The 12,496-nt window shown below is 55.0% G+C and carries 13 protein-coding genes; all 13 read left to right on the top strand.

Annotated features, from left to right (window positions below; translation table 11 throughout):
* The first annotated feature begins 4 nt into the window (after nucleotides 1–4).
* The 13 genes from pgsA (at nucleotide 5) to secF (ending at nucleotide 12,274) form a co-directional block, all read left to right on the top strand.
* Nucleotides 5–658, top strand: a complete 654-nt coding sequence (gene pgsA, locus JMN36_RS01990; RefSeq protein ID WP_221923760.1) for a phosphatidylinositol phosphate synthase — start codon at nucleotides 5–7, stop codon at nucleotides 656–658.
* Between the two features lie 9 nt (nucleotides 659–667).
* Entirely contained in the window at nucleotides 668–1,564 is an 897-nt protein-coding gene (locus JMN36_RS01995) for a phosphatidylinositol mannoside acyltransferase (RefSeq protein WP_221923761.1), read from the top strand.
* 15 nt (nucleotides 1,565–1,579) lie between these two features.
* Nucleotides 1,580–2,725 carry a glycosyltransferase family 4 protein gene (locus tag JMN36_RS02000; protein ID WP_221923762.1) on the top strand — a complete coding sequence of 382 codons (1,146 nt, stop codon included), beginning with the start codon at nucleotides 1,580–1,582 and terminating at the stop codon, nucleotides 2,723–2,725.
* Nucleotides 2,722–3,222 (top strand): NUDIX hydrolase, encoded by a 501-nt coding sequence (locus JMN36_RS02005; RefSeq protein ID WP_236881902.1) that lies wholly within the window; start codon nucleotides 2,722–2,724, stop codon nucleotides 3,220–3,222. The genes JMN36_RS02000 and JMN36_RS02005 overlap by 4 nt, the downstream gene beginning before the upstream one ends.
* A gap of 121 nt (nucleotides 3,223–3,343) precedes the next feature.
* Nucleotides 3,344–4,303, top strand: a complete 960-nt coding sequence (gene pdxS / locus JMN36_RS02010; protein WP_082089835.1) for a pyridoxal 5'-phosphate synthase lyase subunit PdxS — start codon at nucleotides 3,344–3,346, stop codon at nucleotides 4,301–4,303.
* A gap of 5 nt (nucleotides 4,304–4,308) precedes the next feature.
* Nucleotides 4,309–4,944, top strand: coding sequence for a pyridoxal 5'-phosphate synthase glutaminase subunit PdxT (pdxT, locus tag JMN36_RS02015; protein ID WP_221923763.1), 636 nt, complete (start codon nucleotides 4,309–4,311; stop codon nucleotides 4,942–4,944).
* A 126-nt stretch (nucleotides 4,945–5,070) separates the two neighbouring features.
* Entirely contained in the window at nucleotides 5,071–5,823 is a 753-nt protein-coding gene (locus JMN36_RS02020; protein ID WP_221923764.1) for a YebC/PmpR family DNA-binding transcriptional regulator, read from the top strand.
* A gap of 121 nt (nucleotides 5,824–5,944) precedes the next feature.
* Entirely contained in the window at nucleotides 5,945–6,463 is a 519-nt protein-coding gene (gene ruvC / locus JMN36_RS02025) for a crossover junction endodeoxyribonuclease RuvC (protein WP_221923830.1), read from the top strand.
* A gap of 59 nt (nucleotides 6,464–6,522) precedes the next feature.
* Nucleotides 6,523–7,146 carry a Holliday junction branch migration protein RuvA gene (gene ruvA / locus JMN36_RS02030; RefSeq protein WP_221923765.1) on the top strand — a complete coding sequence of 208 codons (624 nt, stop codon included), beginning with the start codon at nucleotides 6,523–6,525 and terminating at the stop codon, nucleotides 7,144–7,146.
* 3 nt (nucleotides 7,147–7,149) lie between these two features.
* Complete coding sequence (ruvB, locus tag JMN36_RS02035) at nucleotides 7,150–8,274, top strand: Holliday junction branch migration DNA helicase RuvB (RefSeq protein ID WP_221923766.1); 1,125 nt, start codon at nucleotides 7,150–7,152, stop codon at nucleotides 8,272–8,274.
* Between the two features lie 118 nt (nucleotides 8,275–8,392).
* Nucleotides 8,393–8,851: a preprotein translocase subunit YajC gene (locus JMN36_RS02040; protein WP_221923767.1), complete on the top strand. Its 459-nt coding sequence runs from the start codon at nucleotides 8,393–8,395 to the stop codon at nucleotides 8,849–8,851.
* A gap of 235 nt (nucleotides 8,852–9,086) precedes the next feature.
* Complete coding sequence (secD, locus tag JMN36_RS02045; RefSeq protein ID WP_221923831.1) at nucleotides 9,087–11,033, top strand: protein translocase subunit SecD; 1,947 nt, start codon at nucleotides 9,087–9,089, stop codon at nucleotides 11,031–11,033.
* Nucleotides 11,033–12,274, top strand: coding sequence for a protein translocase subunit SecF (gene secF / locus JMN36_RS02050; protein WP_221923768.1), 1,242 nt, complete (start codon nucleotides 11,033–11,035; stop codon nucleotides 12,272–12,274). The genes secD and secF overlap by 1 nt, the downstream gene beginning before the upstream one ends.
* The last annotated feature ends 222 nt before the right edge of the window (nucleotides 12,275–12,496 follow it).

The raw sequence follows: 12,496 nt of genomic DNA on the forward strand, positions 1-12,496 counted from the left end.
AATAATGCTTGGCGTTCATGGCCGAAAACCGGCTGCAGTTGTCATCGAACCGATTGCCCGATCACTGGTTAAGGCGGGAATTTCCCCCAACACAGTGACCGTCGTCGGTACTCTCGGTGCGTGCGTAGCAGCGTTAATCCTGATCCCTACCGGCCATCTTTTTGCCGCCGCAATAATTATCGGGCTCTTAACAGCTGTAGATATGGTCGACGGCACCATGGCTCGTATACGTGGCGGGGGAACGACGTTCGGAGCGACGCTGGATGCTAGCTGCGATCGGATTACCGACGGTGCTGTTTTCGCCGCTATCGTCTGGTGGATCGTCTCCGCTCAGCAGGGAGAACGTCACCAACTGATCGCTGCGTTGATTGTGTTGGTCACCAGCCAGGTCATTTCTTATGTCAAAGCTCGATCAGAGGCGGGCGGTCTCGAGATCGTCGGGGGATTGGTGGAGCGCCCTGAACGGCTGATCATCGGTTTGGTCGGCTTAGGCCTTGAAGGCTTGGGGGTTCCGCATGTGTTAAGTATTGCGCTCTGGATTCTTGCAATAGGCTCCATCTTCACGGTGATCCAACGCATGGTTATGGCCAGCAAATCTCCGCACGCGAATGATAAAATCGCCGCGCCCCATGGGGCCAAAGAATTCCCCACGAAGTAAGGACGACACGTGACACGACCCTTCGGCTTATCGAAAGAGGATCTTATCGCGGAGTCGTATGTGTGGGCCTGGAAAGTAATCACCCGAATTCCCGCCCCCGTCGCGCGGAAATTATTCATGCTCGGTGCCGATATTGCTTCTCACAGGGGGAAACAACCGGCGAGGTTACGGTCGAACCTTGCCAAGGTGACCGGTCTCACGGATGACCGAGAGCTTGATGTCGTAGTGCGGAACGCGATGAGATCATATGCCCGATATTGGATGGAAGCTTTCCGCTTGCCGTCCATCATTCACTCATCGTCCCTGGACTCACTAGTGGACACAATCGAGTCAGGTATCCAGGGCGTGGACTTGTTTGATAAGTCATATCGCCAGGGGCGGGGAGTGATTCTCGCTCTGCCACACAGTGGGAATTGGGATATGGCTGGGCTGTGGCTTGCCCAGCGCTACGGTACGTTTTCTACTGTGGCAGAACGGCTCAAGCCGGAGAAATTGTTCGATGCATTCGTGGACTATCGCGAAGAACTCGGCTTTACCGTGTTCCCGCTCACCGGTGGTTCACAAAAGCCGATGGACGGCCTCCGCGCAACTTTAGAGTCAGGCGGAGTCGTGGCCTTATTGGGCGAACGTGATCTTTCCCATCACGGTGTCAGCGTTGACTTTTTCGGTTCTAGAACAACCATGCCGGTGGGGGCGGTACGGCTTGCTCAAGAAACGGGGGCGGCCTTACACGGCGTTCACTGCTGGTTTACCCCGGATGGCTGGGGTCATAGCGTCGGTGAGCCACTGAATACCGATAAGCCAATACCCGAGGTTGTTCAAGACCTCGCAAACGTTTTTGAGAAAAATATTTCGGAGCATCCTGAGGATTGGCATATGCTCCAACGCATCTGGAACGAAGACTGAGAGTGTGGAGGCCGAGTGCGAATCGGGATGGTGTGTCCGTATTCCATGGACGACCCTGGCGGTGTTCAAGCTCACGCAATTGAGCTATCGGAACAGTTAATCCGGCGCGGTCACACCGTAAGCCTACTGGCTCCAGCGTCGCTGAAAACTCATGTCCCGGATTTCGTCGTCCGGGCCGGACGCTCAATTCCTATCCCGTACAACGGATCGGTCGCCCGTCTGAGCTTCACAGCGTCGGCATTTCATGCTGTTCGTAGGTGGTTGAATAATCACGAATTCGACCTTGTCCACATACATGAGCCGAACGCCCCAAGCGTGTCCATGATCGCCCTGAAAATGGCGAAGATTCCCGTCGTGGCGACGTATCACGCATCGGCTGATCGGTCTCGTGTGTTGGAAACGTTTATTCCGGTTCTCACGCCGATGCTCGAGCGCGTTCGTGCAGGGATCGCGGTCTCGGAGATGGCCCGTCGGTGGCAAGTGGAACAGCTGGGGGGAGATCCCATTCTCATCCCCAACGGCGTCGATACGAAGTTTTTCTCATCGGCGGACCCATGGTCAGGAGCCGATGATGCGATCTCTCGCCTCGATCCAGACCGCCCGCGAATTATCTTTTTGGGGCGCTTTGATGAACCACGTAAAGGGCTCGATGTGCTGATCGAAGCAATGCCACGGATCTCACGAGCCATTCCAGGAATCGAAGTCGTTGTCGTGGGGACTGGTGATGCCAAGGCTTTGTCGCGGCGCGTAGCCCATGTCCGGGATTCGATCACCATTCTTGGTCGATTGTCTAATAGTGACAAGGCTCGAGCCTTTAAAGCATCGGACGTCTATGTGGCACCTCATCTCGGTGGGGAGAGCTTTGGGATCGTCCTCGTCGAAGCGATGGCTGCCGGTGCGGCGGTTGTCGCCAGTGATATTCCGGCATTTCGTGCTGTGTGCGATGACGGCGACGCTGGTTGGCTATTTCCCCCTGGGGATACGGATGCCTTGGTGGCGGCTGTCACCGAGTTGTTTTCGGACAAAGACAAGCGGCAAGAACTCGCGCATAAGGGCATTGAGCGGTCCCAACGGTTTGATTGGAGCCACGTTACGACAGAAGTCGAGAGGGTATATGAAACCGTATTGGGTCCTCAGGGGGAAAGGAACTTTTCGTCGTGATACCGGTATGGGTCGCCATCGTCATCGTTGGCCTAATGGTCGTTCTATTAGCGGGAATGTGGGCATCGTTTATAGCCACTCGCTTGCATCGATTGAATATCCGGACGGATGAAGCAGCGTTAAGCCTGGATGCTGCCTTGGGGCGTCGGGCTGCGGTGGTGTCAGCATTGTGGCCAGAACTTGCGGACGAGGCCGAAGCAACGGAACGTATCGCTTTCGATACTTCATGCACGACGGATCGTGCACTTGCGGAGAACAGATTTGCTATGCGCATTCACGATCTCGATGACGAATCGGTGACGGTCAATGGTGCGAGAACACTAGCCGACGCTCGCACACGAGTAGAACTCGCAATGCGCTTTTATAATGATGCCGTCTCGGACACCCGGACGTTGCGGCTACGCCCGCTCGTGAGGTTTTTTCATCTCGGCGGTCATGCGTCGCCACCAGAGTATTTTGAGGTGGCTGGTATTGAATCCGACATTCCGGCGTCGTAAATCACTATGTAGCCTCAAGAATTGGTTGGGGAGTTTTCCGGCTCCAGAGGCGAGTAAGTACACTGTAGGCTTCAGCGTATTCTAGACAGGCCAGTCCAGTTTTAAGGAGAAGAACGACAATATGAGCAATAATGCAAATCAAAACGGACGGCATGCTACGGACAATCCACGCGGGGCTGCCCATTCCTCCTCGAATGAGACAACCCACGGGACTGCACGAGTAAAGCGCGGCCTGGCGGAGATGTTAAAAGGCGGCGTCATTATGGACGTCGTCACCCCTGAGCAGGCCAAGATCGCTGAGGATGCCGGCGCAACAGCCGTGATGGCGCTGGAGCGTGTCCCAGCTGATATTCGTGCTGAGGGTGGAGTATCTCGCATGTCGGACCCCGACATGATCGAAGGCATTATTAACGCTGTGTCCATCCCTGTGATGGCGAAAGCCCGCATCGGTCACTTCGTTGAGGCGCAGGTTTTGCAGTCGCTGGGCGTTGACTTTATCGACGAATCCGAGGTGCTGACGCCAGCCGATTATTCCAACCACATTGATAAATTCGACTTCACGGTGCCATTCGTCTGTGGAGCGACCAACCTCGGCGAAGCACTTCGACGCATCAATGAGGGCGCTGCCATGATTCGTTCCAAGGGCGAAGCGGGTACTGGCGACGTGTCCAACGCCGTGACCCACATGCGGACTATTCGCGCTTCTATTAATAAATTGAAGTCGATGGCGCCTGATGAGCTGTATGTCGCCGCGAAAGAGCTCCAAGCTCCGTACGAGTTGGTGCGTGAGGTAGCTGAGCGTGGATCCCTCCCGGTTGTGCTGTTCACGGCTGGCGGTATTGCCACCCCAGCCGATGCAGCGATGATGATGCAACTTGGCGCTGAGGGTGTGTTCGTCGGTTCGGGCATCTTTAAGTCTGGCGACCCGGAGCATCGTGCGCGCGCCATCGTTCAGGCAACGCAGAATTACGATGACCCCGAGACGATCGCCAATGTTTCGCGTGGCTTGGGCGAAGCGATGGTGGGCATCAATGTCGACGAGATCCCGAAGCCGCACCGTTTAGCAGAGCGTGGTTGGTAAAACGAGTGGATAGTAGCAACGAAGAGAGAACCCCACTTATCGGGATTCTTGCTGTACAGGGGGGCGTTATCGAACACCAGCGCACTCTAGAGCGCCTCGGAGTTCGGTCGCGTCTTGTACGCCGTCCTGCTCATCTCGACGGAGTTGATGGGTTAATTCTCCCTGGGGGAGAGTCGACGACCATGTCGAAGCTTCTTGAGCTGGGCGGATTACTGGAGCCCCTGACGGCAAAGATTCACAATGGGACGCCGACATTCGGCACATGCGCCGGTATGATTTTGCTGGCCAGTGAGGTTAAGGGGACACGCCCGGATGCTCACTGCCTATCCGCGCTAGACATCACGGTGCGCCGGAACGCATTCGGTCGTCAGGTCGACTCCTTTGAAACGGATCTCGATTTTAAAGGGATTAGTCAACCTGTCCACGCCGTTTTTATTCGTGCACCGTGGGTCGAATCGGTCGGCGACGACACTGAGGTTCTTGCTCGTGTACCTGCCGACGACGACAAGGGCGCCATTGTTGCAGTTCGTTCCGGCCATGGCAGGGGAAACGTACTTGCTACGTCGTTCCATCCTGAAGTGACCGACGACGACCGTGTCCACGACTATTTTGTGTCGATGGTCGAGGAATCGATGGCGTAACCCAACTAAAGACTTATTGGTGGCAGTGCCATGCCAGGGGATGTCGGGACCGGGTATTAGACTGGTTGCGATTATCCCCTTCGTGGGGCTTGCACGTGTGGTAACAACTGAGGGAGTACAAAAAATATGAGTGGGCACTCTAAATGGGCAACGACGAAGCACAAGAAAGCTGCGAACGATGCCAAGCGTGGTAAAGAATTTGCCAAGCTGATTAAGAACATTGAGGTAGCTGCTCGCACCGGCGGCGGTGATCCCTCAGCGAATCCGACGCTGGATGACATGATTAAAAAGGCCAAAAAGGCGTCGGTTCCCAACGACAATATCGAGCGAGCCCGCAAGCGCGGTTCCGGTGAGGAAGCCGGTGGCGCGGACTGGGAGACCGTTACGTACGAAGGCTATGGCAACGGTGGAGTAGCGATCCTCATCGAATGCTTGACCGATAACCGCAACCGTGCCGCGACGGACGTCCGTACCGCAATGAACAAGAACGGTGGCAACATGGCGGATGCAGGGTCCGTCGCCTATATGTTCAACCGTAAAGGTGTCGTTCAGTTGCCGAAAGAAGGCAATACTGAGGATGACATCCTGATGGCCGTCCTGGATGCGGGCGCTGAAGAAGTTAATGACCTCGGCCAGAACTTCGAGGTCGTGTCCGCAGCCGGGGATCTCTCTGCGGTTCGTGACGCATTGAAGGAAGCCGGGCTGGAGTACGATTCTGCAGAGCCGGACTACCGAGCAGACGTTAAGGTTCAACTTGACGCGTCTGGAGCTCGGAAGATCTTCCACCTGATCGATGCACTGGAAGAGTCGGATGATGTCCAGAACGTCTACACCAATATGGATCTTTCCGACGAGGTTCTGGCTGAACTCGATAACTAAGTGAAAGCCCTCAGCGTGTGCCGAATAGGCTGTTGGCGATGGTGCAGATAGGGGTGGCGATCCAGTGCCCGTGAATACCACGTCTAAGGGTGGATCGCGCTCCTTAGAGGGGACCCGCGTCATGGGGGTTGACCCCGGGTTAACCCGGTGCGGAATATCTACGGTTCAGGCTGGGCGGGGGCGCTCCGTCCTACCTGTCGCAGTGGGAGTTATTCGAACAGACGCATCCGACGATCTTTCTACCCGTCTTCTCGACATCTCCATGAAGATTGATGAGTGGATGGATGAGTATCATCCGGATATGCTGGCAATCGAACGTGTATTTGAACGTGGTGTAGTCTCTACTGTCATGCACACCGCCCATGCGGTGGGTGTAATTATTGTTTGTGCAGCGCGGAGAGATATTCCGGTTTATATGTACACGCCCAGTGAAGTGAAAAAAGCTGTGTCGGGGAACGGACGTGCAGATAAAAAACAAGTCACCGCGATGGTTACGCGGGTCTTGGGTTTGGCTGAACCACCGCGTCCCGCCGATGCGGCCGATGCTCTGGCGCTCGCTATTTGCCATTGCTGGCGCGCTCCCATGTTGGGGCTATCCGGTGGGCAGAATCCGGGTTGGAGCGCTTCACGGCATAAGTGACGTCATAGGTGCGGCCGATGTCGTGGTGTGACGATCGTGAGTAGAGAAAAGGGGTCCCTGTGATCGATTCATTACATGGCAAGGTTCTTCATGTCGGTCTTAATTATGTCGTGATTGAATGTTCAGGCGTCGGCTACCGAGCTACTGCTGCGCCCTCATTGCTGGGGACGCTGCGAAAAGGGGAGGACGCCCGAATCCTTGTCACGATGAATGTTCGCGACGATGGGATTGACCTTTATGCTTTTGAATCCGACGAGGCCCGTCAGATGTTCGCGATGCTCCGCAAGGTGTCGGGGGTGGGGCCTACGTCCGCAATGGCAATTTGCTCCATTTTTAGGCCCGACGAATTTGCTCGAATAATTACCAACGAGGATGACGCTGAACTAAGAAATGTCAAGGGCATCGGTAAAAGAACAGCGGAGAGGATCATCGTCGATTTAAAGTCGAAGGTGGCTGTATTCGATTCTGGAGATTCGGCTAGCGAACTACAATCGGGGGTGGACGGAAATTCGGAGGCCGACGTAGACAGTGGCGTTGTGGGTACGGTTACTCAAGCTCTTGTCGAACTAGGTTTTCCCGAAAAACAGGCCGAAAAGACTGCCACGTCCGCTGCGGCTGACGGGGGATCTGTGCCAGAGATTCTGAAGCGCGCCTTGCGATCCATGTCATCCGAGAGGAACTAGAAGATGGGCAACATCGAAAAGACTGAGTTCCAGCTGCCGGATGACAAAGGTGGTTCCTCGAATCGGGGTGGGCAGGTGCCGACGATGGGAAACGATGACGAATTTGCTTCCGGAATTCGTCCCGTCGATCCAACCGAGCAGAGCGACGATGCGGACGCCGAATTGTCACTCCGCCCGCGTAGCTTGGATGAATTCATTGGGCAATCCAAGGTCCGCGAACAACTAGAGTTGGTCCTTTCTGGCGCTAAGGCTCGTCGAGTTGTCCCTGATCACATTCTCTTGGCTGGCCCGCCCGGGTTGGGCAAGACAACTATGGCGATGATTATCGCCCAGGAGATGGGTACGTCATTGCGGATGACGTCGGGCCCCGCCCTGGAAAAGACTGGTGACCTGGCTGCCATGTTGTCGAATTTGATGGAGGGGGATGTCCTCTTTATCGACGAGATTCACCGCATGGCGCGCCCGGCGGAAGAAATGTTGTACATGGCGATGGAGGATTTCCGTATCGACGTCATTGTCGGAAAAGGCCCGGGTGCAACGAGCATCCCCTTGGACTTACCTCCCTTTACTTTGGTGGGTGCGACCACCCGCGCAGGAATGTTAACGGGGCCGCTGCGTGATCGTTTCGGATTCACTGCGCAGATGGAGTTTTACTCGGCGGCGGATCTCACGAAAGTTGTGACGCGTGCTGCCCGCCTACTCAGTATTGATATTAAGGCCGATGCTGCGAAGGAAATTGCGTCACGGAGTCGAGGTACACCCCGTATCGCTAACCGCTTGCTGCGACGGGTGAGGGACTACGCCGACGTCCACTCTGGGGGCGTGATCACAGTAGAAGCAGCCAAAGCTGCGCTTTTAGTTTTTGATGTCGACGAAAAAGGCCTCGACCGGCTGGATCGTGCTGTTCTCGATGCGCTCGTACGCGGCCATGGGGGCGGACCTGTTGGTGTGTCGACATTAGCTCTCGCCGTAGGCGAAGAGCCCACCACTGTCGAGGAGGTCTGCGAACCGTACTTGATTAGGGCTGGGATGATTGCTCGCACTCCACGAGGCCGTGTTGCCACAGCCGAAGCATGGAAACATCAGGGACTGGAGCCTCCAGAGGGGACAATTGGCGCCTTCTTCTAAAGGACCTCTGGATCGATACAGCGTTATCCAGGAGTAAAGCTCTCTGTGACGCTCACCGAATAGTCCGCCAAGTTAAAAGAATTGACTCAATGTCCCTGCTCTATGCCAAGATGGTGCCATGAACGGTCTATGGATAATTATCCTCATCCTTTTCCTGGCGTTGCCCATCATGCAAATTGTCCGGCAGAACAAGAGCATGAAGCGCATCCAGGAGTTTCGCTCCCAACTGCAGCCTGGCATGGCTGTCGAGACAGCCGGAGGCTTGCACGGTCGCGTCGTTGCCGTGCGAGGCGACGTACTCGACTTGCAAATTTCGCCTGGAGTCGTCGTTGAGTGGGCCGTGAAAGGCATTTTGGGACCAGTTGCACAACAGGAATCGCCAAACACCACTGAGCCGACGACTAGTGGGCAACAGGGGCAGGCGACTGTGTCGACGGAGGAGCCGACGACGGATCACGGTTCCACCGTCGAACCGAGCGCTAGTGAGGACACCGCTGCGAATTCCCACCGACCTTCGTCGGCGAAGAACAACGGCAGCACCGATGCCTCCACGGACTCGTCGACCACCGATAAGTAAAATCGCAATCGATAGTGTCCGGTCGTGACTGATAATCGTGTATAGAAGATTCGCGAGTACAGTACATCGGCAGCAGACATGACATAACCTTCGGCTTCATGCTGGTTCGAACACTCGACCCAAAACGCCAACCCTTGGGGTAAGACGATGCAGCGTGAAGTCAAGGGGTAGACTTTCTGAAGTTTGAATAGGCCGACATGAGCCTAATGTGACCTTCATACGACGGGAGACTCTTTTGGCAGCCCGGAAGAACAGAGCTCGCTCCACAAAATCCCGATGGCCGTATCGTGCCATCGGTATCTTCGTCATTTTCCTCGTAGCGGTGTACCTTCTGGTGTTCCTCACGGGGAATAAAAAGCCTGAACCCAAGTTAGGCATTGATCTTCAGGGTGGAACCCGAGTGACTTTGGTGCCTCAAGGTTCTCAGCCTTCCAATGATCAGCTTGAGCAGGCCCGGAAAATTCTAGAAAACCGCGTCAATGGCATGGGCGTGTCCGGGGCGACAGTGCAGACCGACGGGAACACACTCGTTATTACCGTGCCGGGGGATGATTCCGCTCAAGCGCGCAACCTGGGACAAACATCCCAGTTGTTGTTTCGCCCAGTGCTTAACCAACAAGCTGCTGCCCAGGAAGTTGATCGGAGCAAGCTGGCACCCACCGTCGTCGATATGGCTAATCGATGGGTGAAAGCGGATGTGATTTCGCCGGATAATGCCCAGAAGGCCCTCGACGAGCTGAAGAAGCAGTTGGAGCAATACAACAGCAGTGGTCAAGCTCAGGGGCAAGAGGCTTTTACTATTCCCGAGTCGATGAAGATCACGGAGAAGCCAGAGGCTAAACCAGCCAACTCCATCGAAGAAAACAAGCAGCGTGAACAAACATCTGCCATGCTGCTCAAGGATCGGCAATCAGAGGATCCGACTACTTTGCAAGCAGCGGGATCCTTGTTGGAGTGTAAGGGTTCGGATCCGTTGGCAGGCCAGGATGATCCGGCTAAGCCTCTCGTGACGTGTGATCAAGATAAGAACGTCCACTTGCTCGATGCGGCACCAGTATTAGTGGGGCAGGAGGGAAAGAAAGATCCCCAGCGGCTCACAGGCGAGGAGATCGATACCAATTCTCCGATTACTGGTGGGTACGACTCCAACAGCGGGCAAATGGCTATCACGTTCAAGTTCAAGACATCCAATAAAGATAAGGGTGGCGACACGTGGGCCGAAGTGACGCAAAAGTATCAGGGGCAGCAGGTCGCTATCACCCTCGACTCCGAAGTGATTTCTGCTCCGACGATTCAGTCACCGACGCCTGCCGGCTCGACGACGCAGATTACCGGTAAGTTCTCCGAGGCCGAGGCCAAAGACTTAGCAAACAACCTTAAATATGGTGCGCTGCCCATCAGCTTCGCTGGTGAGAACGGTGAGAAGGGTGGTACCGCCACAACCATTCCCGCCACGCTTGGTTTTGCTTCGTTGAAAGCAGGACTCATCGCAGGCGGTATCGGGTTGATCTTGATCGCCCTCTATGCGCTGGCCTACTACCGAGGACTCGGCGTTATCACGATTTTCTCGCTGCTGCTCTCGGCGCTACTCATCTACGGCAGCCTTGTCCTACTCGGACGGTGGGTCGGCTACAGCCTTGACCTCGCGGGCATCGCCGGTTTGATCATCGGTATCGGTACGACTGCGGACTCCTTCGTGGTCTACTTCGAGCGTATTAAAGATGAGATACGTGATGGCCGAACGTTCAGATCTGCAGTACCAAAGGCTTGGGAGCGTGCTCGCCGCACTATCCTGTCCGGTAACTTGGTCTCCCTGATCGCAGCCGTAGTGTTGTACATTTTGGCTGTTGGTGACGTTAAGGGTTTCGCCTTCACACTTGGTTTAACGACGGTCTTTGACCTGTTCGTGGTGTTCCTGGTTTCGGCACCGCTGATTATTCTGGCTTCGCGCAAGCCGTTCTTCTCTAAGCCGTCTGTGAACGGGCTCGGAGCGGTTATGCGCGTTGCGGAGCGCCGTCGCGCTGCCGGTATCAAGCTTCCGTATGACGTTGAGCGCGCTGAAAACGCCAAAGAGGATCAACCTGTACGTCGGCACATCAAGCTCGCGGATAGTCTCTCAGAAACGGATGAGTCATCGTCGGGCGGCTCATCGCGTGTCGATACCTCGAAGGAGGAGAAGTAATGAGTAAACGGCCTTTCTTCGAACGTATCTACACCGGTGAAGGCGGAATTGAGTTCGTATCTCTGCGCCGTCGCTGGTACGGCATTTACGCCATCATCTTGGCGATTTGCCTCGTATCCATCATTTTCCGTGGATTTACCCTGGGCATCGATTTTGAGGGTGGCACCAAGATGACGATGCCCGCCGGTGACGTTTCTAAGACCGAAGTCGCCGATACCTTCCACGAGGCCACAGGAGTCGAGGCCCAGCAAGTCCAGATTATTGGCTCTGGTAACGCTCGCAATGTGGAAATCGAGTCAAAGCATCTTAATGATGATGAGATTTCCGAGGCACGGGAAGCGTTATTCTCGAAGTATCACCCGAAAGACGCCTCGGGTAAAGAAACTCCCGACTCTATTGGTGATTCGACCGTCAGTAACTCGTGGGGATCGACGATTACCCACCGTATGGCCCTAGCGCTCATCGTCTTCCTTGCGCTGATCTTCCTCTATATCACAGTTCGTTTTGAACGTGATATGGCTATTGCAGCTATATCAGCACTCGCGGTTGACGCGATTGTGGTTTCTGGGCTGTATTCGATCATTGGCTTCGAAGTATCACCAGCGTCGATCATCGGTTTGCTGACAGTCCTGTCCTACTCTCTTTACGACACCGTGGTCGTGTTTGACAAAGTTCACGAGAACACCGCCGGCTTGACAAAGACAACGACGTCGACCTATGCCGAGCAAGCTAACCTCGCTGTGAACCAGACGATGATGCGTTCCATTTCGACGTCATTGTTCTCGATCCTCCCCATCGGCGCTTTGATGGTGGTTGCGGTCTGGTTGCTGGGGGTAGGCACACTAAAAGATCTCTCGCTCGTTCAGCTACTTGGTGTTATAGAAGGAACGTTCTCCTCCATCTTCTTAGCGACGCCAATTTTGGTTTCGCTCAAGTCTCGTCAGAAGAAGTATTCCGAGCACACCAAACGTGTGGAGGAATCTCGTAAAGCTGAATCATCGAACCAAAAGGATGAACGGGTTGCCGTAACCAGTGGTGGAGCGGAGATAACTTCTAGTGAAAGTGCCGGTTCTGAACCATCGGCACGCTCCTCGTCACGGCGGGGAGGATCGTCACGTATCGCTCATCACTCCGACCGAGATCCCGAGGCGGGCAGATTCCACAGTCGTGAGGGGGGCGGCGCCTCATGGCGTCCCGAGGACAACCGCCGTCGCAACAACTCACCCTTTGATGGAAACTAGAAGCTGAGTCGGTACCCAACGCGTATTCTTCGGATAGAAGATCTACGCATTGTGTTTCCTGGCTTAGCGCTCCACATGGCACGTTCGTTACCGGTCGTGTAGTTAGAATTTCCGCCGTACAGCGCCCTTGCTCATTAATTCGAAGCAAGGGCGCTAAACTTTTCTTAACAGCACATCCTGTGTTCTTACGAATACGGCATTAGTGCGCTTTGTACGTCCATT

Origin of the sequence: Corynebacterium pseudokroppenstedtii (assembly GCF_019754945.1) — a bacterium.
Taxonomy (GTDB): Bacteria; Actinomycetota; Actinomycetes; order Mycobacteriales; family Mycobacteriaceae; genus Corynebacterium; species Corynebacterium pseudokroppenstedtii.